This is a genomic window from Roseateles sp. T103 (genome assembly GCF_057219915.1).
Genome location: NZ_JBXVVS010000001.1, coordinates 1169214 through 1195259, shown reverse-complemented (window position 1 = coordinate 1195259; position 26046 = coordinate 1169214). Strand labels below are relative to the sequence as shown.

Annotated in this window: 29 protein-coding genes, 1 tRNA gene and 1 other RNA gene; 21 read left to right on the top strand and 10 right to left on the bottom strand. The window is 65.4% G+C overall.

What is annotated here, in order from left to right:
• Positions 1 to 8: 8 nt before the first annotated feature.
• From AC2EBS_RS05210 to AC2EBS_RS05170, 9 genes are all read right to left on the bottom strand, one after another.
• Positions 9 to 824, bottom strand: a complete 816-nt coding sequence (locus tag AC2EBS_RS05210) for a sulfite exporter TauE/SafE family protein (RefSeq protein WP_484727298.1) — start codon at positions 822 to 824, stop codon at positions 9 to 11.
• On the bottom strand, positions 821 to 1333 hold the full coding sequence (locus AC2EBS_RS05205) for an EVE domain-containing protein (RefSeq protein ID WP_484727297.1): 513 nt from the start codon (positions 1331 to 1333) through the stop codon (positions 821 to 823). The genes AC2EBS_RS05210 and AC2EBS_RS05205 overlap by 4 nt, the downstream gene beginning before the upstream one ends.
• A non-coding RNA gene (gene ssrS / locus AC2EBS_RS05200) (6S RNA) lies at positions 1323 to 1507 on the bottom strand. Before ssrS ends, AC2EBS_RS05205 begins: the two co-directional genes overlap by 11 nt.
• Positions 1508 to 1534: 27 nt before the next feature.
• The gene (locus tag AC2EBS_RS05195) at positions 1535 to 1843 is read right to left on the bottom strand and encodes a cell division protein ZapA (RefSeq protein WP_484727296.1); all 309 of its coding nucleotides are present in this window, start codon (positions 1841 to 1843) and stop codon (positions 1535 to 1537) included.
• On the bottom strand, positions 1840 to 2061 hold the full coding sequence (gene zapB / locus AC2EBS_RS05190; RefSeq protein WP_484727295.1) for a cell division protein ZapB: 222 nt from the start codon (positions 2059 to 2061) through the stop codon (positions 1840 to 1842). Before zapB ends, AC2EBS_RS05195 begins: the two co-directional genes overlap by 4 nt.
• Before the next feature lie 73 nt (positions 2062 to 2134).
• Positions 2135 to 2773, bottom strand: a complete 639-nt coding sequence (nth, locus tag AC2EBS_RS05185) for an endonuclease III (RefSeq protein ID WP_484727294.1) — start codon at positions 2771 to 2773, stop codon at positions 2135 to 2137.
• A gap of 43 nt (positions 2774 to 2816) precedes the next feature.
• Entirely contained in the window at positions 2817 to 3491 is a 675-nt protein-coding gene (gene rsxB / locus AC2EBS_RS05180; RefSeq protein WP_484727293.1) for an electron transport complex subunit RsxB, read from the bottom strand.
• A complete protein-coding gene (locus AC2EBS_RS05175; RefSeq protein ID WP_484727292.1) occupies positions 3488 to 4795 on the bottom strand; it encodes a polyhydroxyalkanoate depolymerase in 1308 nt (435 codons plus the stop codon). The genes rsxB and AC2EBS_RS05175 overlap by 4 nt, the downstream gene beginning before the upstream one ends.
• A gap of 132 nt (positions 4796 to 4927) precedes the next feature.
• Complete coding sequence (locus AC2EBS_RS05170; RefSeq protein ID WP_484727291.1) at positions 4928 to 6130, bottom strand: amino acid aminotransferase; 1203 nt, start codon at positions 6128 to 6130, stop codon at positions 4928 to 4930.
• A gap of 149 nt (positions 6131 to 6279) precedes the next feature.
• On the opposite strand from AC2EBS_RS05170, the gene uvrB reads away from it, so the two are divergent.
• From uvrB to tsaD, 9 genes are all read left to right on the top strand, one after another.
• The gene (uvrB, locus tag AC2EBS_RS05165) at positions 6280 to 8403 is read left to right on the top strand and encodes an excinuclease ABC subunit UvrB (protein ID WP_484727290.1); all 2124 of its coding nucleotides are present in this window, start codon (positions 6280 to 6282) and stop codon (positions 8401 to 8403) included.
• Positions 8404 to 8582: 179 nt separating this feature from the next.
• Entirely contained in the window at positions 8583 to 9116 is a 534-nt protein-coding gene (gene iscR / locus AC2EBS_RS05160; protein WP_484727289.1) for a Fe-S cluster assembly transcriptional regulator IscR, read from the top strand.
• Positions 9117 to 9184: 68 nt separating this feature from the next.
• Positions 9185 to 10399 carry an IscS subfamily cysteine desulfurase gene (locus tag AC2EBS_RS05155; RefSeq protein ID WP_484727288.1) on the top strand — a complete coding sequence of 405 codons (1215 nt, stop codon included), beginning with the start codon at positions 9185 to 9187 and terminating at the stop codon, positions 10397 to 10399.
• A gap of 92 nt (positions 10400 to 10491) precedes the next feature.
• The gene (gene iscU / locus AC2EBS_RS05150) at positions 10492 to 10878 is read left to right on the top strand and encodes a Fe-S cluster assembly scaffold IscU (protein WP_484727287.1); all 387 of its coding nucleotides are present in this window, start codon (positions 10492 to 10494) and stop codon (positions 10876 to 10878) included.
• A 17-nt stretch (positions 10879 to 10895) separates the two neighbouring features.
• Complete coding sequence (gene iscA / locus AC2EBS_RS05145) at positions 10896 to 11222, top strand: iron-sulfur cluster assembly protein IscA (protein ID WP_484727286.1); 327 nt, start codon at positions 10896 to 10898, stop codon at positions 11220 to 11222.
• 91 nt (positions 11223 to 11313) lie between these two features.
• Positions 11314 to 11832, top strand: a complete 519-nt coding sequence (gene hscB / locus AC2EBS_RS05140; protein WP_484727285.1) for a Fe-S protein assembly co-chaperone HscB — start codon at positions 11314 to 11316, stop codon at positions 11830 to 11832.
• An 8-nt stretch (positions 11833 to 11840) separates the two neighbouring features.
• The gene (gene hscA / locus AC2EBS_RS05135; RefSeq protein WP_484727284.1) at positions 11841 to 13697 is read left to right on the top strand and encodes a Fe-S protein assembly chaperone HscA; all 1857 of its coding nucleotides are present in this window, start codon (positions 11841 to 11843) and stop codon (positions 13695 to 13697) included.
• Between the two features lie 23 nt (positions 13698 to 13720).
• Positions 13721 to 14059 carry an ISC system 2Fe-2S type ferredoxin gene (gene fdx, locus AC2EBS_RS05130; protein ID WP_484727283.1) on the top strand — a complete coding sequence of 113 codons (339 nt, stop codon included), beginning with the start codon at positions 13721 to 13723 and terminating at the stop codon, positions 14057 to 14059.
• 15 nt (positions 14060 to 14074) lie between these two features.
• Positions 14075 to 15115, top strand: coding sequence for a tRNA (adenosine(37)-N6)-threonylcarbamoyltransferase complex transferase subunit TsaD (gene tsaD, locus AC2EBS_RS05125; RefSeq protein ID WP_484727571.1), 1041 nt, complete (start codon positions 14075 to 14077; stop codon positions 15113 to 15115).
• A 7-nt stretch (positions 15116 to 15122) separates the two neighbouring features.
• Here the strand turns inward: tsaD and AC2EBS_RS05120 are convergent, their stop codons facing one another.
• Positions 15123 to 15566 carry an Hsp20/alpha crystallin family protein gene (locus AC2EBS_RS05120; protein WP_484727282.1) on the bottom strand — a complete coding sequence of 148 codons (444 nt, stop codon included), beginning with the start codon at positions 15564 to 15566 and terminating at the stop codon, positions 15123 to 15125.
• Positions 15567 to 15694: 128 nt separating this feature from the next.
• Between AC2EBS_RS05120 and AC2EBS_RS05115 the strand changes: the two genes are divergently transcribed.
• The 12 genes from AC2EBS_RS05115 (at position 15695) to AC2EBS_RS05060 (ending at position 26045) form a co-directional block, all read left to right on the top strand.
• The gene (locus AC2EBS_RS05115) at positions 15695 to 16996 is read left to right on the top strand and encodes a branched-chain amino acid ABC transporter substrate-binding protein (RefSeq protein WP_484727570.1); all 1302 of its coding nucleotides are present in this window, start codon (positions 15695 to 15697) and stop codon (positions 16994 to 16996) included.
• A gap of 410 nt (positions 16997 to 17406) precedes the next feature.
• Positions 17407 to 17676, top strand: coding sequence for a 30S ribosomal protein S15 (gene rpsO, locus AC2EBS_RS05110; protein ID WP_484727281.1), 270 nt, complete (start codon positions 17407 to 17409; stop codon positions 17674 to 17676).
• A 225-nt stretch (positions 17677 to 17901) separates the two neighbouring features.
• On the top strand, positions 17902 to 20046 hold the full coding sequence (gene pnp / locus AC2EBS_RS05105; protein WP_484727280.1) for a polyribonucleotide nucleotidyltransferase: 2145 nt from the start codon (positions 17902 to 17904) through the stop codon (positions 20044 to 20046).
• A 19-nt stretch (positions 20047 to 20065) separates the two neighbouring features.
• On the top strand, positions 20066 to 21058 hold the full coding sequence (locus tag AC2EBS_RS05100) for an NAD(P)H-quinone oxidoreductase (protein ID WP_484727279.1): 993 nt from the start codon (positions 20066 to 20068) through the stop codon (positions 21056 to 21058).
• Positions 21059 to 21083: 25 nt separating this feature from the next.
• Positions 21084 to 21824, top strand: coding sequence for a triose-phosphate isomerase (tpiA, locus tag AC2EBS_RS05095; RefSeq protein WP_484727278.1), 741 nt, complete (start codon positions 21084 to 21086; stop codon positions 21822 to 21824).
• Between the two features lie 43 nt (positions 21825 to 21867).
• Positions 21868 to 22239 (top strand): preprotein translocase subunit SecG, encoded by a 372-nt coding sequence (gene secG, locus AC2EBS_RS05090; RefSeq protein ID WP_484727277.1) that lies wholly within the window; start codon positions 21868 to 21870, stop codon positions 22237 to 22239.
• Between the two features lie 162 nt (positions 22240 to 22401).
• Positions 22402 to 22486: transfer RNA gene (locus AC2EBS_RS05085), tRNA-Leu, on the top strand.
• A gap of 213 nt (positions 22487 to 22699) precedes the next feature.
• On the top strand, positions 22700 to 23059 hold the full coding sequence (locus AC2EBS_RS05080; RefSeq protein WP_484727276.1) for an NADH-quinone oxidoreductase subunit A: 360 nt from the start codon (positions 22700 to 22702) through the stop codon (positions 23057 to 23059).
• A gap of 30 nt (positions 23060 to 23089) precedes the next feature.
• Positions 23090 to 23566 carry a NuoB/complex I 20 kDa subunit family protein gene (locus AC2EBS_RS05075; protein ID WP_484727275.1) on the top strand — a complete coding sequence of 159 codons (477 nt, stop codon included), beginning with the start codon at positions 23090 to 23092 and terminating at the stop codon, positions 23564 to 23566.
• Positions 23567 to 23581: 15 nt separating this feature from the next.
• Positions 23582 to 24175: an NADH-quinone oxidoreductase subunit C gene (locus AC2EBS_RS05070; RefSeq protein WP_484727274.1), complete on the top strand. Its 594-nt coding sequence runs from the start codon at positions 23582 to 23584 to the stop codon at positions 24173 to 24175.
• Positions 24176 to 24262: 87 nt separating this feature from the next.
• Positions 24263 to 25516, top strand: coding sequence for an NADH-quinone oxidoreductase subunit D (locus tag AC2EBS_RS05065; RefSeq protein WP_484727273.1), 1254 nt, complete (start codon positions 24263 to 24265; stop codon positions 25514 to 25516).
• A gap of 10 nt (positions 25517 to 25526) precedes the next feature.
• Entirely contained in the window at positions 25527 to 26045 is a 519-nt protein-coding gene (locus tag AC2EBS_RS05060; RefSeq protein WP_484727272.1) for an NADH-quinone oxidoreductase subunit NuoE family protein, read from the top strand.
• Position 26046 lies beyond the last annotated feature (1 nt).

Below are 26046 nucleotides of genomic sequence, written 5' to 3'. Positions count from 1 at the left end.
TTGATGCCTCAGCCGGTCAGGCCCTTGTAGAGCATATAGGCAGCCAGCGAGAACAGCAGGAAGGCGAAGGCCCGCTTGAGCTGAACCACATTCAGCGCGTGGGCCGAACGTGCACCCAGCGGGGCCATGGTTACGCTGGCTGCGGCAATGACCACGAGTGCAGGCAGGAACAGATAGCCAAAGGCGCCGGGCAAGGCGGGAGGGAGGTTCCAACCGCCGATCACATACCCGACGGTGTTGGCCAGCGCGATCGGAAAGCCCAGGGCTGCGCTGGTGGCCACGGCATTGTGCATGGGCACGTTGCACCATGTCATGAAGGGCACCGAGACGAAGCCGCCCCCGGCGCCGACCAGGCCGGATAGCAGTCCGATGCCTGTGCCGGCGCCGATCTGGCCGGCGGTACCGGGCATCTGGCGGCTCGGCTTGGGCTTCTTGTTGCGCAGCATCTGCATGGCCGAGAAGCCGACGAATGCCGCGAAGAAGAGCGCCAGTGCCGTGCCCTTGAGCAGCGCAAAGATGCCGGCGCCGGCGATCAGTCCGCCGAGCACGATGCCCGGCGCCAGGCCTGCGACCAGATCCCAGCGCACTGCGCCACGCTTGTGATGCGCGCGCACGCTGGAGATCGAGGTGAACATGATGGTGGCCATTGACGTGGCGACGGCCATCTTCACTGCCATGCCGGCATCGACGCCGCGCTGCGACAGGATCCAGGTGAGGAACGGCACCATCAGCATGCCGCCGCCTATGCCCAGCAGGCCGGCGAGATAGCCGGCACAGATGCCCAGCGCGAGCAGTTCGGCGAGAAGCGTGAGGTCGAGGTTCATCGTGGATGTGCGTCCAGTAGCGAGACGATGTGATGCCACTCCTCGGGCGTCACCGGCGTGATCGAGAGACGGTTGCCCGCCTTGAGCACCTGCATCGTGGCAAGCGCCGGATCGGCGCGCATCTCGGCCAGGCCCAACAGGCGGGTCTTGCGGCGCAGGCGCACGTCGACATGCAGCCAGCGCGGCGACTCGGGCTTGGACTTGGTGTCGAAGTAGGGGCTTTGCGGGTCGAACTGACTGGCGTCCGGATAGGCATCGCTGGCAACTTCAGCCAGGCCAGCGATGCCCGGTTGCGGGCAGGACGAGTGGTAGAACAGCACGCCGTCGCCGATACGCATCGCATCGCGCATGAAATTGCGCGCCTGGTAGTTGCGCACGCCTGTCCAAGGCACGCGAGCGCCCGGCGCAGCAGCGAGGTCGTCGATCGAGCACTCGTCGGGCTCGGACTTCATCAACCAGTAGTTCAAGGGGAGATGGCTGGCGGCGGGCGTCGAAGGGAGGGTGTCCATCGCGAGCCGTGGGCCGCATTCCTGAACCCAGGGGATTCAGGTGGGCGAGGTCAGCGAGACTTCGGGTTCATCTGACGCGAGACGATCACACCAGTCAGGCGATGTTCCAAGCCCGTGCTCGCAAGAGCATCGGTTCAAGGAAATATAGGACCCACGCGAACGCAATGGACGAGCGGATTCTAAGCCCGCGGGCCGATTCCCTCAGAGCAACTGGCCGTCCACGCCCAATGCTGCGTCCAGCCGGTCGATCAGTGCCGCCAACTCGGCCGTGCTGGGGGCACTCGCATCGGCGTTCGTACCGGCAACCACGGGCTGCTCGGCCAACTGGTAGGCCAGGTTCAGTGCTGCCAGCACGGCGATGCGTTCGCGCGCCTTGATGCGGCCGGCGTCGCGGATGGCGCACATCTCCCGGTCCACCTGGGCGACGGCGCGGCTCAGCGCGGCTTCACCGCCCTCTGGGCAGCCGAGCAGGTAGCTCTGGCCCATGATGGTGACTTCCATCTGCTTCATGACTCGTTGCTCTTCCCGGGTTCCGTGCCCTCGACCGGCAGCCGGTCGAGCAGGGCGTCGATGCGCTGGCGCGCTGCGGCCAGGCGCGAGCGCAGACTGTCGCGCTCCTGTGTCAGGGCCTGCACTTGCTGCTCCAGCAGCTCATTGGTGCGGCGCAGCTCGGCGTGGCGCAGCAGCAGCCGTTCAACCCGGTCGACGAGCGCGGTGATGCTTGGCATGGCTTCCTAGATGGGGTGGATCGGTGCGGCGCTGCTTGGTTGCCGATTTTTGCCGGCATTGTAGGGCGAGCGCTCAGCCCTTCCCGTGCTGCTTGCCGTGGTCGCAATAGCTGCGCACGGCGCAGACGCCGCACTGCGGCTTGCGCGCCTGGCAGACGTAGCGGCCATGCAGGATCAGCCAGTGGTGGGCATCGACGAGGTACTCGGCAGGCACGCGCTCGAGCAGGCCCTGTTCGACGGCCAGCGGCGTCTTGCCGGGGGCCAGGCCGGTGCGATTGCCGAGGCGGAAGATATGCGTGTCCACCGCCATGGTCGGCTCGCCGAAGGCGACATTCAGCACCACATTGGCGGTCTTGCGGCCGACGCCAGGCAGGGCCTCGAGCGCTTCGCGCGTGCCCGGCACCTCGCCGCCATGCTGCTCGACGAGGATGCGGCAGGTCTGCAGCAGATGTCGGGCCTTGCTGCGGTACAGGCCGATGGTGCGGATGTACTCGCACAGGCCGTCCTCACCGAGGGCGAGGATCTTCTGCGGCGTGTTCGCGACGACGAAGAGCTTGCGCGTGGCCTTGTTGACGCTGACATCGGTCGCTTGGGCCGAGAGCAGCACCGCGGTGAGCAGCTCGAACACGCTGGCATATTCCAGCTCGGTCTGCGGTGAGGGATTGGCCGCCTTCAGCGTCGCGAAGAAGCCCTGGATCTCTTGCTTGTTCATGGGCGGCGATTGTGCCCAAGCAGCAGCGCCGGGGCGCCGAGGTTCAGGTCTTGCGCTGCGCGCGGGCGCGGGCCAGTGCTGCCTCGATCATCTGGCGCTTGCGGTCCAGCTGCTGTGGGTCGGTGATGTGCGAGACGGCTGGCAGGTTGGCGAGCTTGGCCTCGGCCTCGAGGCGCAAGCGCTCGTCGTTCTCGCGCTTGTCGCGCGCCAGGCGCACGCTGCGCCACTGGTAGCGTTCGCGCGCCTCGTCGGCCTGCGCCGCGCTCCAGGCTGCCCAGCCTGTCGCAGTGCCGCTGACCGGGCGCATGCTGATGCAGTCCACCGGGCAGGCGGGGATGCAGAGCTCGCAGCCGGTGCACTGCGCGGCCACGACCACATGCATGGCCTTGGGCGCACCGACGATGCAGTCCACCGGGCAGGCCTTGATGCACAGCGTGCAGCCTATGCACCAGTCCTCGTCGATGACCGCCAGCGTCAGCGGGCCTTCGCTGCCGCATTCATCGTTCAGTGCCAGGGCCGGGCGGCCGGTGACGGCAGCCAGCCGCGCCACGCCTTCGGCGCCGCCCGGCGGGCATTGGTTGATCTCGGCTTCGCCGTCGGCAATCGCCTGCGCATAGCTGCGGCAGTCCGGGTAGCCGCAGCGCGTGCATTGCGTCTGCGGCAGGACGCGGTCGATCGCTTCGACCAGCGTCGCTGTCGCGACCGCTGCCTCGCTCAAGCGCGGCGGCCGCCGCGCTTGCGTGCGGCGGAGGCTGTGCCGAGTGCGTTGACGGCTGCGCCCGGATGGTCGTACTTGGCGATGAAGTCACGCACCTGCGGATAGACACGCTCGCGCCAGCGCCGACCCGAGAAGATGCCGTAATGGCCGGCACCCTCGGCGACATAGTGGTACTGATGCTCGGGGCCGATGTTCTTGCACAAGTCATGCGCGGCGCGCGTCTGGCCGGCGCCGGAGATGTCGTCCAGCTCGCCCTCGACGGTGAGCAGCGCAGTGCCCTTGATGTCCTGCGGGCGCACCAGCTGGCCGTCGACCACCCAGGTGCCATTGATCAGCGCGAAGTCCTGGAACACGGTCTTGATCGTGTCCAGGTAGTACTCGGCGGGCATGTCCAGCACGGCGTTGTACTCGTCGTAGAACTGGCGGTGCGCTTCCGCCCCTTCGTCGTCGCCCTGCACCAGATCGAGGAAGTAGTCGTAATGCGAGTTGGCGTGGCGGTCGGGGTTCATCGCCACGAAGCCGGTGTGTTGCAGGAAGCCCGGGTAGACGCGGCGGCCGGCGCCGGGGAAGTTGGTCGGCACGCGGTAGATGACGTTGGTCTCGAACCAGCTGAAGCTGCGGTTCATCGCCAGGTTGTTCACCGCCGTCGGGCTCTTGCTGGCGTCGATCGGGCCGCCCATCATCGTCATCGAGCGCGGCGTGGTCTCGCCCTTGCTGGCCATCAGCGAGATCGCAGCCAAAACCGGCACCGTCGGCTGGCAGACCGAGATCACATGACAGTCGCTGCCGATGAAGCGGATGAACTCCTGCACATAGGCGATGTAGTCGTCCAGATGGAAGGGGCCGACTTCCAGCGGCACCATGCGCGCGTCGGTCCAGTCGGTGATGAAGACCTTGTGGTCCTTGAGCAGCTGCTTGACCGTGTCGCGCAACAGCGTGCTGTGATGACCCGACAGCGGAGCGACCACCAGCACGGTGGGCTGCGTCTTCATCTTGGCCAGCACCTTCTGATCGTCGGTGTAGCGCTTGAAGCGCAGCAGCCGGCAGAAGGGCTTCTCCATCGGCACCAGCTCCTGCACGGCGACCTCGACGCCATCGACCTCGATGCCGCGGATGCCGAACTCGGGCTTCTCGTATTCCTTGGCCAGGCGGTGGAACAGGTCGAGTCCTGCCGACATGCGGGGCGACAGCGGCGTGTGCGCGAACGGCGACAGCGGATGGCTGTAGAGCTTGGCCGACGCGCTGGCGAACTCGGCGAACGGGCTCAGCAGCGCGCGCTGGGTTTCATAGAGCTGGTACAGCATGGGCGGACCTCGGAGTCTGATGTGGGGCAGGGCTGCTTGCGGCAACCATAGTGCCAGAATTTGTGCATTGCAGCATACGCCGGGTTCGCCGCTTGGCAAACCCGGCAAAACTCCTCAGCGAGGCCGACTGTCTCAGCCGCGCATCACCGTGGCCATCGCCTTCGCGACAGCCGGCAGGTTCTTCTCGTTGAGCGCCGCCACGCAGATGCGGCCCGAATCGACGCCATAGACGCCGAATTCGCTGCGCAGGCGCTGCATCTGGGCAGCGGAGAGGCCCGAGTAGCTGAACATGCCCTTCTGGCGGGTCACGAAGCTCAGGTCGGCGCTGACGCCGGCGGCCTTCAGCGCATCGACCAGGGCCTGGCGCATCGCGCGGATGCGCAGACGCATGCCGGCCAGCTCGTCCTCCCACAGCTGGCGCAGCTCGGGCGTGGACAGCACGGTGGCCACCACCTGGGCGCCGTGCGTCGGCGGGTTGGAATAGTTGGTGCGGATGACGATCTTCAGCTGCGACAGCACGCGCGAAGCTTCTTCAGCCGACTCGCAGACCACGCTCAGCGCGCCGACGCGCTCGCCGTAGAGCGAGAAGCTCTTCGAGAAGCTGGTCGAGACGAAGAAGTCCAGCCCGGCGGCGACGAACTGCTGCACCACGGCACCGTCCTCGGCGATGCCTTCGCCGAAGCCCTGGTAGGCCATGTCCAGGAAGGCGACCAGATTGCGCGCCTTCACCGCGGCGACCACCTGGGTCCACTGCTCGGGCGTCAGGTCATAGCCGGTGGGGTTGTGGCAGCAGGCGTGCAGCACGACCACGGTGCCGGCCGGCGCGGCGTTCAGCGTGGCCAGCATGCCGTCGAAGTTGATGCCCAGCTTGGCGGCGTCGTAGTAGGGGTAGGTCTCGACCGGGAAGCCGGCGTTGGTGAACAGCGCGCGGTGGTTCTCCCAGCTCGGGTCGGAGATCAACACCTTGGCGCCGGGGTTCAGGCGCTTGAGGAAATCTGCGCCGATCTTCAGGCCGCCGGTGCCGCCCAGGGCCTGCACGGTGGCGACGCGCTTGTCGGCCAGCACCTTGCTGTCGGCGCCGAAGACCAGGCCTTGCACGGCCTTGTCGTAGGCGGCGATACCGTCGATCGGCAGGTAGCCACGGGCCTTGGGGTCGGCTTGCATCTGTGCCTCGGCCTTGGCCACGCACTTCAGCAGCGGCAGCTTGCCGTTCTCGTCGTAGTACACGCCCACGCCCAGGTTCACCTTGGCGGGGTTGGTATCGGCGGCGAACTGCTCGTTCAGGCCCAGGATCGGGTCGCGGGGGGCCATTTCGACGGCGGCAAACAAGGACATGGATGTTTCCTGACAGGACGTTGGCATGAGCGGTGGCGGCCCTTCGCGGCTCGCCGTGAGCGCCTGCGCTACGCTGTAGGGTTCGCAGCCTGCGCAGGACAGGTCGTGATTTTAGGGTGGTTCGCGCCACCGTCTAAGGGTTGCCCCGCATGCCAGCTGTTCCCGTCTCTGTTGCCACCTCATCCGACGCAGCTCAGGACGCGCCTCAAGGCGAGTTCGTCAGCTTCGAGGGCTCGCCCTTCCAGCTGTTCCAGCCCTTTCCGCCGGCGGGCGATCAACCCACGGCCATCGCTCAGCTGGTGGAGGGCATCAACGACGGCCTGAGCTACCAGACCTTGCTGGGCGTCACCGGCTCGGGCAAGACCTTCACGATGGCCAATGTCATCGCCCGCCTGGGCCGGCCGGCGATCGTTTTCGCGCCGAACAAGACACTGGCCGCGCAGCTCTACAGCGAGTTCCGCGAGTTCTTCCCGAAGAATGCGGTCGAGTACTTCGTCAGCTACTACGACTACTACCAGCCCGAGGCCTATGTGCCGCAGCGCGACCTGTTCATCGAGAAGGACAGCGCGATCAACGAGCAGATCGAGCAGCTGCGCCTGTCCTGCACCAAGAGCTTGCTGGAGCGGCGCGATGTGGTCATCGTCGCCTCGGTCTCGGCGATCTACGGCATCGGTAGCCCGGCGGACTATCACCAGATGGTGATGACGCTGCGCGTGGGCGACCGTGTCGGCCAGCGCGACGTGATCACGCAGCTGACTCGCATGCAGTACACGCGCAACGAGATGGAGTTCACCCGCGGCCACTTCCGCGTGCGCGGCGACACCATCGACGTCTTCCCGGCCGAGCATTCCGAGCTGGCGCTGCGCATCGAGCTCTTCGACGACGAGCTGGAGAGCCTGCAGCTCTTCGACCCGCTGACCGGCAAGGTGCGGCAGAAGATCCCCCGCTTCACCGTCTATCCGAGCAGCCATTACGTCACGCCGCGCGACCGCGTGCTGGCGGCGATCGAGACCATCAAGGTGGAGCTGCGCGAGCGCGTCGGCCAGTTCGTCGCCGAGGGCAAGCTGGTCGAGGCGCAACGTCTGGAGCAGCGCACCCGCTTCGACCTGGAGATGCTGCAGGAGGTGGGCCACTGCAAGGGCATCGAGAACTACACGCGACATCTGTCCGGCGCGGCGCCGGGCGAGCCGCCGCCGACGCTGGTGGACTATCTGCCCAGCGATGCGCTGATGTTCCTGGACGAAAGCCATGTGCTGATCGGCCAGTTCGGTGGCATGTACAACGGTGACCGTGCGCGCAAGACCACGCTGGTCGAATATGGCTTCCGCCTGCCCAGCGCGCTGGACAACCGGCCGCTGAAGTTCGAGGAGTTCGAGCGCAAGATGCGCCAGGCGGTGTTCGTCTCGGCCACGCCTGCGGCTTACGAGCAGCAGCACGCCGGCCAGGTGGTCGAGCAGGTGGTGCGGCCCACCGGCCTGGTGGACCCCGAGGTCGAGGTGCGCCCGGCCACGCATCAGGTGGACGACGTGCTGCAGGAGATCCGCCTGCGCGTCGAGGCCAGCGAACGCGTGCTGATCACCACGCTGACCAAGCGCATGGCCGAGCAGCTCACCGACTACCTCAGCGACAACGGCGTCAAGGTGCGCTATCTGCACTCCGACGTGGACACGGTGGAACGGGTCGAGATCCTGCGCGACCTGCGCCTGGGTACCTTCGACGTGCTGGTCGGCATCAACCTGCTGCGCGAAGGCCTGGACATTCCCGAGGTCTCGCTGGTGGCCATCCTCGACGCCGACAAGGAAGGCTTCCTGCGCGCCGAGCGCAGCCTGATCCAGACCATAGGCCGCGCGGCGCGCAACCTGAACGGCAAGGCGATCCTCTATGCCGACCGCATCACCGACTCGATGCGCCGCGCCATCGACGAGACCGAGCGCCGCCGTGCCAAGCAGATCGCCTTCAATACCGAGCATGGCATCACGCCGCGCGGGCTGAACAAGCGCATCAAGGAGCTGATCGAGGGCGTCTACTCGAACAAGCCCGGCCGGGACGACCAGAAGCTGGTGCAGGCCGCCGAGGTCGAGACCCTGTCCGAAAAGGACCTGGGCAAGCGCATCGCGCAGCTCGAGAAGCAGATGCTCGAGCACGCCCGCAATCTGGAGTTCGAGCAGGCGGCGCGGCTGCGCGACCAGCTTGCCTTGCTGCGCGAGCAAGCTTTCGGTGCGGCGGTGCACGACAACATCGTGCCGCTTCAGCCCACCGGCAATCGGGCCTGATGCCTTCAGCGGGGCTGCCGCTGGCTCGAGTCGGCGGCATGTCCCTGCGTGCAGGCCTGGAAATAATCGAGTAAAATGCTCAGGCATACCCAGGGTTAACCCCGCTGCGGAGCCCAAACAGGGCGAAGGGCAGGGCGACTGGCCGTCCCTCAAGGTCTCATGGATCCAAGGAGAGTCCCATGCGTCTTACCACCAAAGGTCGTTTTGCCGTTACCGCGATGATCGATCTGGCCCTGCGCGAGAACAGCGGGCCCGTCGCGCTGGCGGCGATCAGCCAGCGTCAGCAGATCTCGCTGTCCTATCTGGAACAGCTGTTCGGCAAGCTGCGCCGCCACGAGCTGGTGGAAAGCACGCGCGGCCCTGGCGGTGGCTATTCGCTGGGCCGCAAGTCCGAGGAGATCACCGTGGCCGACATCATCGTAGCGGTGGACGAGCCGATCGACGCGACCGGCTGCGGCGGCAAGGAGAACTGCATGGGGCATGACACCGGCCGCTGCATCACGCACGAGCTGTGGACCAGCCTGAACGCCAAGATGATCGAGTACCTGGATTCGGTCTCGCTGCGCAAGCTTGTCGAGGACCAGATTGCCAAGGGCGTGACCATCGAGGAGGCGCCGATCAAGCGCGCGATCTCTTCGCAGCCGGTGGTCAAGCCCATCCGTGTGACCGCGCCGAACTCGGTGTTTGCGCTGGGTAGCTCATTGAGCAAGTAAGAACAACTGGACGCCGACAGGTAGCCATTCGAACCGTTGGACGCCAGCAGACCGCTAGCAAGACAGACATGACCCCCCATCTTCCGATCTATATGGACTACGGCGCGACGACGCCGTGCGACCCGCGCGTCGTCGACGCGATGATTCCCTGGCTGCGCGAGCACTTCGGCAATCCGGCTTCGCGCAGTCATGCCTGGGGCTGGGAAGCAGAAGAGGCCGTGGAGAAGGCGCGCGAGCAGGTGGCGGCGCTGATCAATGCCGATCCGCGCGAGATCGTCTGGACCTCGGGCGCCACCGAGTCCAACAATCTGGCGCTCAAGGGTGCCGCGCACTTCTACAAGACGCGTGGCAAGCACATCGTCACGGTGAAGACCGAGCACAAGGCTGTGCTGGACACCTGCCGCGAGCTGGAGCGCCAGGGCTTCGAAGTGACGTATCTGGATGTGCAGGCGAACGGTCTGCTCGATCTGGAGGCCTTCAAGGCGGCGCTGCGCCCGGACACCATCCTGGCGTCGGTCATGTTCGTCAACAACGAGATCGGCGTGATCCAGGACATCCCGACGCTGGGTGCGATCTGCCGCGACAAGGGCATCATCTTTCACGTCGATGCCGCCCAGGCTACCGGCAAGGTGGCGATCGACATGGCCACGCTGCCGGTCGATCTGCTGAGCCTGGCCTCGCACAAGACCTATGGCCCCAAGGGCATTGGCGCGCTGTATGTGCGCCGCAAGCCGCGCGTGCGCCTGGAGGCGCAGATGCATGGCGGCGGCCACGAGCGCGGCATGCGCTCGGGCACGCTGCCCACGCACCAGTGCGTCGGCATGGGTGAGGCCTTCCGCATCGCTCGCGAGGAGATGGGTGCCGAGAGCGAACGCATCCGTGCGCTGCACAAGCGGCTGATCGACGGCCTCACCAGCATCGAGCAGGTCTTCATCAATGGCGACCTCGAGCGCCGCGTGCCGCACAACCTGAACATCTCCTTCAATTACGTGGAAGGCGAGAGCCTGATCATGGGCGTGAAGGGCATCGCCGTGTCCTCGGGCTCGGCCTGCACCTCGGCCAGCCTGGAGCCCAGCTATGTGCTGCGCGCCCTCGGTCGCAGTGACGAGCTGGCGCATTCCTCGCTGCGCATCACCATCGGCCGCTTCACCACCGAGCAGGACATCGACGAGGCGGTGGCGATGCTGATGGACCGCGTGGCCAAGCTGCGCGAGCTCTCGCCGCTGTGGGACATGTACAAGGAAGGCATCGATCTCAGCACCATCCAGTGGGCTGCCCACTGACAGACAACAGTCCACTGCGGACTGTTGTCTGCGGTGGGCAGGCCAGCCGGCCTGCAAGCCGGCTGGCGGCATCAAGCTAGGAGAAGCACACCATGGCATACAGCGACAAGGTCGTTGACCACTACGAGAACCCACGCAACGTCGGAGCCTTCGACAAGGGCGACGAGACGGTCGGCACCGGCATGGTCGGCGCACCGGCCTGCGGCGACGTGATGAAGCTGCAGATCAAGGTCAATCCGTCCACCGGCCTGATCGAGGACGCCAAGTTCAAGACCTATGGCTGCGGCTCGGCGATCGCGTCGAGCTCGCTGGTCACTGAGTGGGTCAAGGGCAAGACGCTGGACCAGGCGTTGGAGATCAAGAACACGCAGATCGCCGAGGAGCTGGCACTGCCGCCGGTGAAGATCCACTGCTCGATCCTGGCTGAGGACGCGATCAAGGCCGCGGTGGACGACTACCGCGCCAAGCACGGCAACTGAAGCGGGGACTTTTGAGCATGGCAGTCACCCTGACCGAAGCGGCCGCCCGCCACGTGACGCGCTACATCGCCAAGCGCGGCAAGGGCGTGGGCGTGCGCCTGGGCGTGAAGACCACCGGTTGCTCGGGCCTGGCCTACAAGCTCGAGTACGCCGACGACATCGCGCCTGAGGACCTGGTGTTCGAAGGTCATGGCGTCAAGGTGCTCGTCGACCCGAAGAGCCTGCCCTACATCGATGGCACCGAGCTTGACTTTGTCCGCGAGGGCCTCAACGAAGGCTTCAAGTTCCGCAATCCACGCGAGAAGGACCGCTGCGGCTGCGGTGAATCCTTCCGCGTGCAATAGAGTCGGCGCCTGCTCGGCAGCGCCCATGGGCGCGGCCTTTGCGGCCGCGCCTGCTTTTTTGTTCAGAGCCTTCGCGCTTTGCTCCTGACGCATGAAGCTAGACGACGACGATTTCAGCCTCTTTGGCTTGGCTCAGCGCCAGGCTCAGGATCGAGCTGAGATCGAGGCGCGCTGGAAGGTCTTGGCGGCGCAGGTGCATCCTGACAAGTTCGTTGCCGACGGCGCGGCGGCGCAGCGCCAGGCCATGCAATGGGCACTGCGCGTCAACGAGGCTCACCAGCGCCTGCGCGATCCGCTCAAGCGTGCGGCCTATCTGTGCGAGCTGCGCGGCGCGCCGCTGCATGTGGAAGACAACACGCGCATGCCGGCGGCCTTTCTGATGGAACAGATGGCCTGGCGCGAGGCGCTGGACGAGGCGGCCGACGCCGACGCCGTGCAGCGCCTGGACGACGAAGTCGCCGCGCGCGAGCGAGACGTGCTTGCCGAGGTGCAGCGCCTGCTCGACGACGCGAACGATGCCCCGGCCGCCGCGGAGCAGGTCAGGGCGCTGATGTTCATCGCGCGCTTCCGTGCCGACATCGATAAGCGCCTGGACGCGCTGGGACAATAGGCCTTCTTATGGCATTGCTGCAGATTTCCGAACCGGGCGCCTCGCCCAACCCGCATGAACGGCGCATCGCCGTCGGTATCGACCTGGGTACCACGCATTCGTTGGTGGCCTCGGTGCGCCATGGCGTGGCCGAGTGCCTGCCCGACGAGCAGGGCCGTGTGATCCTGCCCTCGGCCGTGCGCTATCTGGGCGAAGGTCGCCGTCAGATCGGCGCCGACGCGCTGGCCGCGCAGGCCGAAGACCCGGAGAACACCATTGTCTCGGTCAAGCGCTTCATGGGGCGCAAGCTGGCCGACATCGCCAACCGCGACAAGCTGCCCTACCACTTCGTCGATCAGCCGGGCATGGTGGCGATCGAAACGCGCGACGGCCTGAAGACCCCGGTCGAAGTCTCGGCCGAGATCCTCGCCACGCTGCGCTACCGCGCCGAGGACAGCTTCGTCGACGATGTGTTCGGCGCGGTGATCACCGTGCCGGCCTATTTCGACGATGCGCAGCGCCAGGCCACCAAGGATGCGGCGCAGCTCGCCGGCCTGAATGTGCTGCGGCTGATCAACGAGCCGACCGCCGCAGCGATTGCTTATGGGCTGGACAACGCGTCCGAGGGCCTCTACGCGGTCTACGACCTCGGCGGCGGCACCTTCGACATCTCGCTGCTGCGCCTGTCCAAGGGCGTGTTCGAAGTGGTCGCCACCGGCGGCGATGCGCAGCTGGGTGGCGACGACTTCGACCGGCTGCTGGCTGACTGGGCACTCGCCCAGGCGGGGTTGCAGGCCGATAGCGCGCAGGACAAGCGCCGCGTGCTGGTGGCAGCCCGCGCCGCCAAGGAGGCGCTGACCGATGCGGCCCAGACCACGCTGAGCGCGGCGCTGGATGCCGGTGCGCTGAGTGTCGCGGTGACGCGCGAGCAGTTCGAAGCCCTGGCCAAGCCGCTGGTCGACAAGACCCTGGCCTCGGTGCGCCGCGTGCTGCGCGATGCCAAGGTCAAGGCCGACGAGGTGCAGGGCGCGGTGATGGTGGGCGGCTCCACGCGCATGCCCTGCGTGCGCGCGGCGGTGAGCAATCTCTTCGGTCGCGAGGTGCTGACCAATCTGAATCCCGACGAGGTGGTCGCGCTGGGCGCGGCGATCCAGGCCAACCAGCTGGCCGGCAACAACGCCGACGGTGAGATCCTGCTGCTCGATGTGATCCCGCTGTCGCTGGGGCTGGAGACCATGGGTGGGCTGGTCGAACGCGTCATCGAGCGCAACTCGACCATCCCGGTGGCCAAGGCGCAGGACTTCACCACCTTCAAGGACGGCCAGACCGCGATGGCCATCCATGTGCTGCAGGGCGAGCGCGAGCTGGTCAGCGAATGCCGTTCGCTGGCGCGCTTCGAGCTGCGCGGCATTCCGCCCATGGTGGCCGGAGCGGCGCGCATCCGCGTGACCTTCCAGGTCGATGCCGACGGCCTGCTGAGTGTCTCGGCCAAGGAGCTGGGCTCGGGCGTCGAGGCGGCGGTGCAGGTCAAGCCCAGCTATGGGCTGTCGGACGAGCAGATCGCCGCGATGCTGAAGGACGGCTTTGCTGCCGCCGAGACGGACATGCAGGCGCGCGCACTGCGCGAGGCGCGCGTCGAGGCCGAGCGCATGACGCTGGCCACCCATTCGGCGCTGGCGGCCGACGGCGAGCTGCTCAGCGCCGACGAGCGCGCTGCGATCGAGTCGCTGCTCGTGACGCTGGCGCAGACGGCGCAGGGCGAGGATGCTGCGGCGATCGATGCAGCCGTCGAGTCCCTGGCCAAGGGCACCGAGGCCTTCGCCGCAGCGCGCATGAACCGCGGCATCGCGCAGGCGCTGGCGGGCCGCAGCATCGACCAGGTTTGAGACCGAGGAAGGACAAGACCACCATGCCGACCATCAAGATCCTTCCGCACGCCGAGTACTGCCCCGAGGGCACCAGCGTCAGCGCGCCACCGGGCACCTCGATCTGCGAGGCGCTGCTGGACAACCACATCGAGATCGAGCATGCCTGCGACATGGTGTGCGCCTGCACCACCTGCCATGTGATCGTGCGCCAGGGTGGCCGCAGCCTCTCCGAGATGGAGGAGGGCGAAGAGGACATGCTGGACCGTGCTTGGGGTCTGGAGCCCGATTCGCGCCTGAGCTGCCAGGCCATCCTCGGCCGCGAGGACATCACCATCGAGATCCCCAAGTACTCGATCAACCACGCACGCGAGAAGAACTGAGTGGGCGTCGAGCCGATGCGCGTCCTGGGCTTTGAATCTTCCTGCGACGAAACCGGCGTCGCGCTGATCGAGGTGCCGCCGGGCGGGCAGGGGGCACCGCGCCTGCTGGGCGAGGCGCTGCACAGCCAGATCGCCATGCACCAGGCCTACGGGGGCGTGGTGCCCGAGCTGGCCTCGCGCGACCATATCCGCCGCGTGCTGCCGCTGACGCGCGAAGTTCTGGCTCAGGCCGGGCTGGGCTTGCAGGATGTCGATGTCGTCGCTTACACGCAGGGCCCGGGCCTGGCCGGTGCACTGCTGGTCGGTGCCGGCGTGGCGGTGGCGCTGTCCGCGGCATTGGGCAAGCCCAGCCTGCCTATCCATCACCTGGAAGGGCATCTGCTGTCGCCTTTCCTGTCGGCCGATCCGCCGGAGTTTCCCTTCGTCGCGCTGCTCGTCTCGGGTGGCCACACGCAGCTGATGCGCGTGGACGATGTGGGTCAGTACGAGATCCTCGGCGAGACGATCGACGACGCTGCCGGCGAAGCCTTCGACAAGAGCGCCAAACTGCTGGGCCTGCCCTATCCCGGCGGCCCGCATCTGGCCAAGCTCGCACAACAGGGCGACGCGAAGGCCTTCGAACTGCCGCGGCCGCTGCTGCACAGCGGCAAGCCGGATTTCAGCTTCGCTGGCCTGAAGACCGCGGTGCTGACCCAGGTGAAGAAGCTGGGTGATACACCGACCGGCCAGCAACGCGCTGACTTGGCCGCGAGCACGCAGGCGGCCATCGTCGAGGTGCTGGTGAAGAAGTCGCTGCTGGCGCTGAAGGAGACCGGCCTGAAGCGCCTGGTCGTTGCCGGCGGCGTGGGTGCGAATGCGCTGCTGCGCGAGCAGCTCAATGCCGCGTGCGCCAAGCGCGGCGTGCGCGTGCACTACCCGGAGCTGAAGCTCTGCACCGACAACGGCGCGATGATCGCGATGGCAGCCGCGCTGCGCCTGCAGCGCGGCCTGGCCCAACTGCGCAACGACGGCTCATTCACCGTCCGCCCGCGTTGGGACTTGTCGAGTTTGAACTGACGCGAGCTCAGCTCACGGTCAGCTGACCGCCGCTCTTGGCCTTGCGCTTGGCCAGGCTCAGCGTCAGCACGCCATGGTCGATCTTGGCGCTGGACTCGGCCTGGTCGATCTCGTCAGGCAAGGTGAAGCTGCGCGAGAAGCGGGACACCGAACGTTCGCGGTAGATCACGCGCTCGCCTTCCTTCTTCTCTTCGTTCTTGGACTGCTCGGCGTCGATGCTGACGCGGCGACCTTCGATATTGATCTTCACCGCGTCCTTGGGAACGCCCGGCAGATCGACCTTGACGGTGTAGCCGGTGTCGGTCTCGGCGACGTCCAGCGCCGGGGTGCGAAGCGCGGTGCTGAGTTCGGTCTTGTCGTTGCCGAAGAAGCCGCCGAAGCTCTCATCGAACAGACGGTCCAGACCGCGCGACAGCTCGGACAGATTGCGATTCACGGGAACGAGAAACATGGTGCCTCCTACAATCGAAAGCGCTGCCCGTTGGTGCATCGGCAGGGGGGCAGCGACCCTTAGCCTCAACGTATGCCGGCGAAGAATTTTTTCAAGATGTCGGGCTCCGCAGTATTGACATGCATCAGATGCTGAGCGCCGCGATTCGGCGCACCTTCGCCATAGGTTTGGCCGCCTTGCAGGCTCTGCTTTGTGCGTCCGCCAGTGCCGCTGGGGCGGCGGCCGATCCGATCAGACTGGGCATGATCGAAGGCTTGTCCGGTCCCTTTGGTAACGCCGGCGAGGCGGTCTATCGCAACCTGATCTGGGCCGTGGAGCGTGTCAACGCGCGTGGCGGCGTGAAGCTGCCGGGCGGCCCGCGGGAGCTGGTGTTGCAGCGCTTTGACAGCAAGGGCAACACCGAGGAGGCGCTGACCATGCTGCGCGCAGCGCTGGACCAACGCATCGGCTTCGTGCTGCAGGGCAATAGCTCGGCCACCGCCGCCGCATTGATTGACGCACTGAACAAGCACAACGAGCGCGAACCGCAGCGGCGCGCGCTCTTCCTCAACTACTCGGCGGTCGATCCATCACTGACCAACGAGAAGTGCAGCTTCTGGCACTTCCGTTTCGACGCGCATGCCGACATGCGCCTGGCCGCGCTGACCGACCAGATGGCCGAAGATCGCAGCCTGCAACGGCTCTATCTGATCGGCCAGGACTACAGCTTTGGCCAGCACGTGTTAAAGAAGGGTCGCGAGATGATCGCGGCCAAGCGCCCAGATCTGCAGATCGTCGGTGAGGAACTGCACCCCGTCGGACGGGTGAAGGACTTCATCCCCTACGTCAGCAAGATCAAGGCCAGCGGGGCACAGGCCGTGCTGACCGGCAATTGGGGCAATGACCTCACGCTGCTGGTCAAGGCCGCGCGTGACGTGGGCTTGAATGCGCGCTTTTATACCTTCTATGGCAATGGCCTGGGCGTGCCTGCAGCCCTGGGCGACAGTGGCATCGATCGGGTGCTGGCGGTGGCCGAATGGCATCCCAATGTCGGCACGCCGAGTTCGGATCGCTTCTATGCCTCCTTCCGTCAGCGCTTTCCCAATCCCGAGGATGACTATGTACATGCGCGCATGCAGGCCATGATCGAGGTGCTGGTTGCCGCGATTGAGAAAGCGCAGAGCACCGAGGCGGCCGCTGTCGCGCGTGCGATGGAGGGCCTGTACTACGACGGCAGGACGCTGGGTGGTGTGCACCAGGGCACGATGAGGGCGGCCGACCATCAGTTCATCCAGCCGCTCTATGTGAGCGTGATGAAGCGTGCCGGCGCGCCGGGCGTGCGCTTCGACAACGAAGGTTCGGGCTACGGCTTTCGCACGCTGCGCTTCGTCGAGGCTGCGCGTGCCGAACAGCCGCATCAATGTCGCATGGAGCGCCCGGCGCCGCGGTGAGCGGAGCGAGCAAGCATCAGGGAACTGTGCGCCCCATCTGCCTGTCTCAGTGCTCCGCGAGTTCGCTGATACGCGGCGAGACTTTCTTTCCACCCAATCTCGGGCCGCTGGAGTTGCGCGAGACGCGGTCTGCTTGGACAACGTTAGGTCTGGTCTTGTGCTGGTGTCTGGCGCGGCTCGATGCCAGCGCGGGGCGGCTGACGAGCGCGCTTGGTCTATAATCCGCCGGTTCTTTCCATCGATCCTGCCTTAAGGCGGGGCGATTGGCGGGAACAAAGCACGGCATGGGTCGGTTTCACCTGTGTCCGCAAGTCATAAGTTGTAGCAACCCTGGAAACCGTCTGTACCTCGCTTGGGCTGTTCTGTCCGCGCGATGCCTGGCGGCTTTCCGATCACTAGGAACTCGCATCATGGCAGTCGCCGATCTCAACAAGGCCGAAATCGTCAAGGCCAACGCCCGCAGCGCCAACGACACCGGCTCCCCGGAAGTCCAGGTCGCTCTGCTGACCGCTCGCATCAACGAGCTGACCCCGCACTTCAAGACCCACGCCAAGGATCACCATGGTCGCCGCGGCCTGCTGAAGATGGTCAATCAGCGCAAGAGCCTGCTGGCCTACCTGAAGCGCAAGGATGCTTCGCGCTACACCGCGCTGATCCAGAAGCTGGGCCTGCGCAAGTAAGACACCCATGAGCATGAAGAGCCTGTCTGGAATCTTGCCAGCACAGGCTCTTTGTGCTTCGACGGTTTTTCAAGAGTTCAACAGGACCTGAGCTGACGTGGCGATGCTGTGTCATTCCAGCAGTGGGCAAGCGGCCTGCTGCTGGAATGGCAGACCGCCAAACCCAGCTCCGCTCCCGGTCAGGGCCGCACCGCAAGCGGCCGTCAACCAAGAGAGGAATCGAACATGAGCATGTTCAACAAGGTCACCAAGACTTTCCAGTGGGGCCCGCATAGCGTCAAGATGGAAACGGGCGAAATTGCCCGCCAATCCAGCGGCGCTGTCGTAGTCGACATCGAAGGCACCGTGGTGCTGGCTACCGTCGTGGCCAAGAGCGAGGCGAAGGCCGGCCAGGATTTCTTCCCGCTGACCGTCGACTACATCGAGAAGACCTATGCTGCCGGCAAGATCCCCGGCAGCTTCTTCAAGCGTGAAGGCCGTCCCAGCGAGCTGGAGACGCTGACCAGTCGCCTGATTGACCGTCCGATCCGCCCGCTGTTCCCGGAAGGCTTCTTCAATGAAGTGCAGGTCGTCGTGCATGTGCTGTCGTTGAACCCCGAGGTTCAGGCTGACATCGCCGCGATGATCGCCACCTCGGCCGCGCTGTCCGTTTCGGGCATTCCGTTCAACGGCCCTATCGGTGCTGCTCGCGTGGGCTATGTCAACGGCGAGTACGTGCTGAACCCGGGCAAGACCGAACTGGCCAATTCGAAGATGGATCTGGTCGTCGCCGGCACCGAGGCTGCCGTGCTGATGGTGGAGTCGGAGGCCGACCAACTGAGCGAAGAGGTGATGCTGGGTGCTGTGGTCTTCGGCCACGAGCAGGGCAATATCGCCATCAACGCCATCCATGAACTGGTGCGTGACGCCGGCAAGCCGGTGTGGGACTGGAAGGCTCCGGCCAAGAACGAACCCTTCATCGCCAAGGTCACCGAACTGGCCGAGCCGGCGCTGCGTGCGGCCTACCAGATCCGCTCCAAGCAGGCCCGTACCCAAGCTTGCCGCGAGGCCTATGCCAAGGTCAAGGACACGCTGAAGGCCGAAGGCGTCGAGTTCGACGGCGTCGAGGTCGACGGTTTGCTGTTCGAGATCGAGGCGCGCATCGTGCGTGGCCAGATCCTGGCCGGCGAACCGCGCATCGACGGTCGCGACACGCGCACCGTGCGCGCCATCGAGATCCGCAACAGCGTGCTGCCGCGCACCCACGGCTCGGCGCTGTTCACCCGCGGCGAGACGCAGGCTCTGGTGGTCGCCACGCTGGGCACCGACCGCGATGCGCAGAAGATCGATGCGCTGGCCGGCGAGTTCGAAGACCGCTTCATGTTCCACTACAACATGCCTCCGTTCGCCACCGGCGAGACCGGTCGCGTGGGTAGCCCCAAGCGTCGCGAAATCGGCCATGGCCGTCTGGCCAAGCGCGCCCTGGTGCCGCTGCTGCCGAGCAAGGAAGACTTCCCGTACTCGCTGCGCGTGGTCTCGGAAATTACCGAGTCCAACGGCTCCTCGTCGATGGCTTCGGTTTGCGGTGGCTGCCTGGCGCTGATGGACGCTGGAGTGCCGATGAAGGCGCATGTGGCCGGCATCGCCATGGGTCTGATCAAGGATGGCAACCGCTTCGCCGTGCTGACGGACATCCTGGGAGACGAAGATCACCTCGGTGACATGGACTTCAAGGTGGCCGGCACGACCGCCGGTGTGACCGCCCTGCAGATGGACATCAAGATCCAGGGCATCACCAAGGAAATCATGCAGGTCGCGCTGGCCCAGGCCAAGGAAGCGCGCATGCACATCCTGGGCAAGATGGTCGAGGCCGTCAGCGGCGCGAAGACCGAGGTGTCGGAGTTCGCGCCCCGCCTGTACACGATGAAGATCAATCCGGAGAAGATCCGCGATGTGATCGGCAAGGGCGGCGCCACCATTCGTGCGCTGACCGAAGAGACCGGCACGACGATCGATATCGCCGAGGACGGCACCATCACCATCGCCTCCACCGATGGCGCCCGCGCCGAGCTGGCCAAGAAGCGTATCGAGGAGATCACCGCCGAAGTCGAGGTGGGCAAGGTCTACGAAGGCCCGATCACCAAGATCCTGGACTTCGGTGCCCTGGTCAATCTGCTGCCCGGCAAGGACGGTCTGCTGCATATCAGCCAGATCGCTCACCAGCGTGTCGAGAAGGTCACCGACTTCCTGACCGAAGGCCAGATCGTCAAGGTCAAGGTGCTCGAGACCGACGAGAAGGGTCGCATCAAGCTGTCGATGAAGGCGCTGATCGACCGCGACGCAGCTCCGGCTCCTGCTGCTCCGGCAGCGGAACAGGGCGCTGCCGAGTAATCGAGCCCGTCATCTGTCGATGAAGGCGATTGCCATCACGCGCCCGGGTGGACCCGAGGTGCTGCAGCTGATCGAACGCGCCGAGCCGCAAGCCGGCGCGGGCGAATGTCTGATCGCGGTCGAGGCCTATGGCATCAACCGCCCGGACGTGCTGCAGCGCAAGGGTGCCTATCCGCCGCCGGCCGGCGCCAGCGATCTGCCCGGCCTCGAAGTGGCCGGCCGCATCGTCGCCGGCGACGTTCAGGCGCTGGCCGAGGTCGGCTTCAAGATCGGCGACGCCGTATGCGCGCTGGTCGCTGGCGGCGCTTATGCCGAGCGCTGCGTGGCGCCGGTCGTGCAGTGCCTGCCGGTGCCGGCTGGCTGGAGCATGGCCGAGGCGGCGAGCCTGCCGGAGACCTTCTTCACCGTGTGGAGCAATGTCTTCGATCGTGCGCGGCTGCAGCCCGGTGAGAGCCTGCTGGTACATGGTGGCAGCAGCGGCATCGGCGTGACGGCGATCCAGCTGGCTAAGGCCTTCGGCGCGCGCGTGCTGGTGACAGTGGGTAGCGCTGCGAAAGCCGCCGCCTGTCTAGAGCTGGGTGCCGATGTGGCGATCAACTACCGCGAACAGGACTTCGTCGCCGAAGCCAAGGCTGCCACCGGGGGCCGCGGCGTCGACGTGATCCTCGACATGGTGGCGGGCGATTACGTGGCCCGCAATGTCGAATGCCTCGCCGATGACGGTCGTGCGGTGATCATCGCGGTGCAGGGAGGCATCAAGGCTGGCTTCGATGCGGGTCAGGTGCTGCGTCGGCGTCTGACCATCACTGGTTCGACGTTGCGTCCGCGCCCGGTGGACTTCAAGGCGGGCATCGCGAGGGCGTTGCGCGAGAAGGTTTGGCCGCTGCTGGAGGCACGCAAGATCGCTCCGGTGATCTACCGGACCTTGCCGGCCAGCCAGGCCGCCGAGGCTCATGCGCTGATGGAGTCCGGCGCGCATGTCGGCAAGATCGTGCTGACTTGGAACAATTGAAAGAACACGAGAAGAGGCAAGAGCAATGCGCAAGAAACTGGTGGTCGGCAATTGGAAGATGCATGGCAACCGTGCCGCCAACAGCCTGCTGCTCAGCGGGCTCAAGGAAGCCGGTCCGTGGACGGCAGATGTGGCTGTCTGCGTGCCTTTCCCGTACATCACCGAGACCGCGCTGGCGCTGACCGGCACGCAGATCGCCTACGGCGCGCAGGACTGCTCGGCGCACGAGCAGGGCGCCTACACGGGTGAGGTCTCGTCGGCGATGCTGGCCGATATTGGCTGCCGTTACGTGATCGTTGGCCACTCCGAGCGGCGTGCTTATCACCAGGAGAGCGATCAACTCGTTGCCGACAAGGCCAAGGCTGCGCTGGCGCATGGCGTGACGCCCATCGTCTGTGTCGGCGAGACGCTGGCCGAGCGCGAGGCCGGGCAGACCGAGGCGGTCGTCAAGCGCCAGCTCTCGGCGGTGATCCACACGCTGACGCACTGCATCGGCGAGATCGTCGTCGCCTACGAGCCGGTGTGGGCCATCGGCACTGGTCTGACTGCCACGCCCGAACAGGCGCAATCGGTGCATGCCGTGCTGCGCAAGCTGCTTGCCGCGGCGACACAGAAGTCCGATGCAATGCGCATTCTCTACGGCGGCAGCGTCAAGCCCGACAACGCGGCCACTCTGTTCGCGCAGCCCGATATCGATGGTGGGCTGATTGGCGGAGCTGCACTGAAGGCTGCGGACTTCTCGGCGATCTGCCGTGCCGCGATCTGAGATCGTTTGAAGAGATAGACAGAAAGAAACTGGAGAGTTCGAGATGCAAGTGTTGATGAACCTGGTGCTGGTCGTGCAACTGCTGAGCGCGTTGGCCATCATCGGTCTGGTGCTGGTGCAGCATGGCAAGGGCGCCGATATGGGGGCCTCCTTTGGCAGTGGCGCATCTGGCAGCCTGTTTGGTGCTACCGGCAGCGCCAACTTCCTGTCGCGCAGCACGGCGGTCGCTGCGACCCTGTTCTTCGTCTGCACCCTGGCCCTGGCATTCATGGCCAACCATCGTGGCGGTGAAGCGAGCCCGCAGCAGGAGTCGGTGCTCGATAAGCCGCTGGCTGCGCCCGGTGCGGCCGCTTCTGGTGCAGCAGCGATCCCCGGCATGGCTGCGCCGGTGGCAGCGTCGGCGGCCTCGAACTGAGCTTGACGCTCGCATTGGGTGGGCTGCGCAACGGTGTGCCTCGCCCTGATGAGAAAGATCAAAGTTTTGGGTTCGGATCTCTCTGGGGCAGCGAAAAACCGGTATAGAATTTGAGGCTGTCTAGGGGGCAAACCTCATGCGATCTGGGCAGCTCATAACAGAGCCGACGTGGTGAAATTGGTAGACACGCTATCTTGAGGGGGTAGTGGCGAAAGCTGTGCGAGTTCGAGTCTCGCCGTCGGCACCAAACAAAGCAATCGGCTGGCAATTTCGCCGGTGTCTGCAGGTTGGAGATCGGCAGAATGTCAGTCGAAGCGCCCTGTCGTGACGGCAGTGTCGTTGCGGGGCACATAGCGGGCGCGGTCCGTGAGCGAAGTGATTCGCTGGCGGCGCGCCCGTTCCTTTTGTGTTGCTCGATTCCGTCATGGTGTCGGGTGTGGACAGTCGAAGAGCGGCGAGCATGAATCTAGAGCAATACCTCCCCGTCATCCTTTTCATCCTCGTAGGTGCCTTTGTTGGCATTGCGCCTCAGGTGCTGGGTTACTTGGTGGGCCCCAACCGACCGGATGCGGCGAAGAACTCGCCCTACGAGTGCGGCTTCGAGGCATTCGAAGATGCGCGGATGAAGTTCGACGTGCGCTACTACCTCGTCGCAATTCTGTTCATTCTGTTTGATCTGGAAATCGCGTTTCTGTTCCCTTGGGCCGTGGCTTTGCGCGAAATCGGTCCCACCGGTTTCTGGGCCATGATGATCTTCCTGGGCATTCTGGTCGTGGGCTTTGTCTACGAGTGGAAAAAGGGCGCCCTGGACTGGGAATAAGAATGCACTGCTGACTCGAAGGCAAAGCTCATGGGCATCGAAGGCGTTTTGAAGGAAGGCTTCGTCACCACGTCGGTGGACAAGCTGATGAACTGGTCTAAAACCGGTTCGCTGTGGCCGATGACCTTTGGTCTGGCCTGCTGCGCGGTGGAAATGATGCACGCCGGTGCGGCGCGCTACGACATCGACCGTTTCGGCATGCTGTTCCGTCCGAGTCCGCGTCAGTCGGACCTGATGATCGTCGCCGGCACGCTGTGCAACAAGATGGCGCCGGCGCTGCGCAAGGTCTACGACCAGATGGCCGAGCCGCGCTGGGTGCTTTCGATGGGCTCCTGCGCCAATGGTGGCGGCTACTACCACTACAGCTACTCGGTGGTGCGCGGCTGCGACCGCATCGTGCCGGTGGACGTCTATGTGCCCGGCTGTCCGCCGACTGCGGAGGCGCTGCTCTACGGCATCCTGCAGCTGCAGGCCAAGATCCGGCGCGAAAACACGATCGCCCGCTAAGAAGGTCCGGCATCCATGAGCAAACTCGATACCCTGCAAGCAGCGCTGGAAGCGGCGCTGGGCGGCAAGATCCAGAACCTCAAGCGCGCGCTCGACGAGATCACCATCACCGTCTCGCCCGCCGACTACTACGCCGTCGCGCAGACGCTGCGCGACCATGCCGAGCTGAAGTTCGAGCAGCTGATCGACCTCTGCGGCCTGGACTACAGCGCCTACGGCAATGGCGGCTATGAAGGCCCGCGCTTTGCCGTCGCCACGCACCTGCTTTCGGTCGCCAAGAACTGGCGCCTGCGCCTGAAGGTGTTCGCGGCCGACGACGACTTCCCGCAAGTGGCCTCGGTCACGCCGGTGTGGAACTCGGCCAACTGGTTCGAGCGCGAAGCCTTCGACATGTACGGCATCATCTTCGAGGGTCACGACGACCTGCGCCGCATCCTGACGGACTACGGCTTCATCGGCCATCCGATGCGCAAGGACTTCCCGACGTCGGGCCATGTCGAGATGCGCTATGACCCCGAGACCAAGCGCGTGATCTACCAGCCGGTGACCATCGAGCCGCGCGAGATCACGCCGCGCGTCATCCGCGAAGAAAACTACGGCGGGCTGTAAATGATCGACCCCCACGCTCACCTTCGTTCGCTGCCCCCCGCGGGGGCGCAGGCCTCCCTCGGGACGGCCCAGCGGGAGCCCTGATCCATGGCCGAAATCAAGAACTACACCCTGAACTTTGGTCCCCAGCATCCCGCAGCACACGGCGTGCTGCGCCTGGTGCTCGAGCTGGACGGCGAAGTCATCCAGCGCGCCGACCCGCACATCGGCCTGCTGCACCGCGCCACCGAGAAGCTGGCCGAGAGCAAGACCTTCATCCAGTCGCTGCCCTATATGGACCGCCTCGACTACGTGTCGATGATGTCCAACGAGCATGCCTACTGCCTGGCGATCGAGAAGATGCTGGGCATCGAGGTGCCCGAGCGTGCGCAGTACATCCGCGTGATGTTCGGCGAGATCACTCGCCTGCTGAACCACCTGCTCTGGCTGGGCTGCCACGGCATGGACTGCGGCGCGATGAACATCCTCATCTACTGCTTCCGTGAGCGTGAGGATCTGTTCGACATGTACGAGGCGGTGTCGGGTGCTCGCATGCACGCGGCCTACTTCCGTCCGGGCGGCGTCTACCGTGACCTGCCGGACAGCATGCCGCAGTACAAGGTCAGCAAGATCAAGAACGCGAAGACCATCGCCAAGCTCAACGAGAACCGTTCGGGCTCGCTGCTGGACTTCATCGACGACTTCACGCGCCGCTTCCCGGCCATCGTCGACGAGTACGAGACCCTGCTCACCGACAACCGCATCTGGAAGCAGCGCACTGTGGGCATCGGCGTCGTTACGCCGGAGCGGGCGCTGAACATGGGCTTCACCGGCGCAATGCTGCGCGGCTCGGGCATCCCCTGGGATCTGCGCAAGACCCAGCCCTACGATGTCTACGCCAAGATGGACTTCGACATCCCGGTCGGTACCAATGGCGACACCTACGACCGCTACGTGGTGCGCGTCGAGGAGATGCGCCAGTCCAATCGCATCATCAAGCAGTGCGTGGACTGGCTGCGTGCCAACCCCGGCCCGGTGATCACCGACAACCACAAGGTAGCGCCGCCGTCGCGCGTGGGCATGAAGTCGAACATGGAAGAGCTGATCCATCACTTCAAGCTCTTCAGCGAAGGCTTCCGGGTCCCAGAGGGCGAGGCCTACGCCGCGGTGGAGCACCCGAAGGGCGAGTTCGGCATCTACATCGTCAGCGATGGCGCCAACAAGCCTTACCGCCTGAAGATCCGCGCTCCGGGCTTCCCGCATCTGGCCGGTCTGGACGAGATGTCGCGCGGCCACATGATTGCCGACGCCGTCGCCGTGATCGGCACGATGGACATTGTTTTCGGTGAAATCGACCGTTGAGTGCCGCACGATGAGCAGCTCCGCATACCAACTCAGCGACGCCACCCGGGCGCGCTTCGACCGCGAGGTCGCGAAGTACCCGGCCGACCAGCGCCAGTCGGCCGTGATGGCCTGCCTGTCCATCGTGCAGCAGGAAGAGGGCTTCGTCTCGCGCGAGGCCGAGGACGTGATCGCCGCCTATCTCGGCATGCCACCCATCGCGGTGTACGAGGTCACGACCTTCTACAACATGTACAACCAGCAGCGCCTGGGCAAGTTCAAGCTGACCGTCTGCGCGAACCTGCCGTGCCAGCTGCGTGACGGCCAGAGCGCACTCGACCACCTGTGCGGCAAGCTGGGCATCGAGGAGGGCGGCACGACGGCTGACGGCCTGTTCACCGTGCAGAAGAGCGAGTGCCTGGGCGCCTGCGCCGACGCACCGGTGCTGCTGGTCAACGACCGCCAGATGTGCAGCTTCATGAGCGAGCAGCGTCTGGACGAGTTGCTGGATACGCTCAAGGCGCATGCCGCCGCCGAGAAGAAGAACTGAG

Bases quoted from the DNA above. Each gene is read 5' to 3' on its own strand.
- AC2EBS_RS05075 (WP_484727275.1), top strand. From the start codon at position 23,090: ATGGGCATCGAAGGCGTTTTGAAGGAAGGCTTCGTCACCACGTCGGTG.
- fdx (WP_484727283.1), top strand. From the start codon at position 13,721: ATGCCGACCATCAAGATCCTTCCGCACGCCGAGTACTGCCCCGAGGGC.
- secG (WP_484727277.1), top strand. From the start codon at position 21,868: ATGCAAGTGTTGATGAACCTGGTGCTGGTCGTGCAACTGCTGAGCGCG.
- AC2EBS_RS05195 (WP_484727296.1), bottom strand. From the start codon at position 1,843: ATGAAGCAGATGGAAGTCACCATCATGGGCCAGAGCTACCTGCTCGGC.
- AC2EBS_RS05100 (WP_484727279.1), top strand. From the start codon at position 20,066: ATGAAGGCGATTGCCATCACGCGCCCGGGTGGACCCGAGGTGCTGCAG.
- AC2EBS_RS05210 (WP_484727298.1), bottom strand. From the start codon at position 824: ATGAACCTCGACCTCACGCTTCTCGCCGAACTGCTCGCGCTGGGCATC.
- hscA (WP_484727284.1), top strand. From the start codon at position 11,841: ATGGCATTGCTGCAGATTTCCGAACCGGGCGCCTCGCCCAACCCGCAT.
- pnp (WP_484727280.1), top strand. From the start codon at position 17,902: ATGAGCATGTTCAACAAGGTCACCAAGACTTTCCAGTGGGGCCCGCAT.
- iscU (WP_484727287.1), top strand. From the start codon at position 10,492: ATGGCATACAGCGACAAGGTCGTTGACCACTACGAGAACCCACGCAAC.
- AC2EBS_RS05120 (WP_484727282.1), bottom strand. From the start codon at position 15,566: ATGTTTCTCGTTCCCGTGAATCGCAATCTGTCCGAGCTGTCGCGCGGT.
- hscB (WP_484727285.1), top strand. From the start codon at position 11,314: ATGAAGCTAGACGACGACGATTTCAGCCTCTTTGGCTTGGCTCAGCGC.
- AC2EBS_RS05115 (WP_484727570.1), top strand. From the start codon at position 15,695: ATGCTGAGCGCCGCGATTCGGCGCACCTTCGCCATAGGTTTGGCCGCC.
- tsaD (WP_484727571.1), top strand. From the start codon at position 14,075: ATGCGCGTCCTGGGCTTTGAATCTTCCTGCGACGAAACCGGCGTCGCG.
- iscR (WP_484727289.1), top strand. From the start codon at position 8,583: ATGCGTCTTACCACCAAAGGTCGTTTTGCCGTTACCGCGATGATCGAT.
- zapB (WP_484727295.1), bottom strand. From the start codon at position 2,061: ATGCCAAGCATCACCGCGCTCGTCGACCGGGTTGAACGGCTGCTGCTG.
- nth (WP_484727294.1), bottom strand. From the start codon at position 2,773: ATGAACAAGCAAGAGATCCAGGGCTTCTTCGCGACGCTGAAGGCGGCC.
- AC2EBS_RS05205 (WP_484727297.1), bottom strand. From the start codon at position 1,333: ATGGACACCCTCCCTTCGACGCCCGCCGCCAGCCATCTCCCCTTGAAC.
- AC2EBS_RS05080 (WP_484727276.1), top strand. From the start codon at position 22,700: ATGAATCTAGAGCAATACCTCCCCGTCATCCTTTTCATCCTCGTAGGT.
- AC2EBS_RS05175 (WP_484727292.1), bottom strand. From the start codon at position 4,795: ATGCTGTACCAGCTCTATGAAACCCAGCGCGCGCTGCTGAGCCCGTTC.
- AC2EBS_RS05070 (WP_484727274.1), top strand. From the start codon at position 23,582: ATGAGCAAACTCGATACCCTGCAAGCAGCGCTGGAAGCGGCGCTGGGC.
- AC2EBS_RS05155 (WP_484727288.1), top strand. From the start codon at position 9,185: ATGACCCCCCATCTTCCGATCTATATGGACTACGGCGCGACGACGCCG.
- tpiA (WP_484727278.1), top strand. From the start codon at position 21,084: ATGCGCAAGAAACTGGTGGTCGGCAATTGGAAGATGCATGGCAACCGT.
- AC2EBS_RS05060 (WP_484727272.1), top strand. From the start codon at position 25,527: ATGAGCAGCTCCGCATACCAACTCAGCGACGCCACCCGGGCGCGCTTC.
- AC2EBS_RS05170 (WP_484727291.1), bottom strand. From the start codon at position 6,130: ATGTCCTTGTTTGCCGCCGTCGAAATGGCCCCCCGCGACCCGATCCTG.
- iscA (WP_484727286.1), top strand. From the start codon at position 10,896: ATGGCAGTCACCCTGACCGAAGCGGCCGCCCGCCACGTGACGCGCTAC.
- rpsO (WP_484727281.1), top strand. From the start codon at position 17,407: ATGGCAGTCGCCGATCTCAACAAGGCCGAAATCGTCAAGGCCAACGCC.
- uvrB (WP_484727290.1), top strand. From the start codon at position 6,280: ATGCCAGCTGTTCCCGTCTCTGTTGCCACCTCATCCGACGCAGCTCAG.
- AC2EBS_RS05065 (WP_484727273.1), top strand. From the start codon at position 24,263: ATGGCCGAAATCAAGAACTACACCCTGAACTTTGGTCCCCAGCATCCC.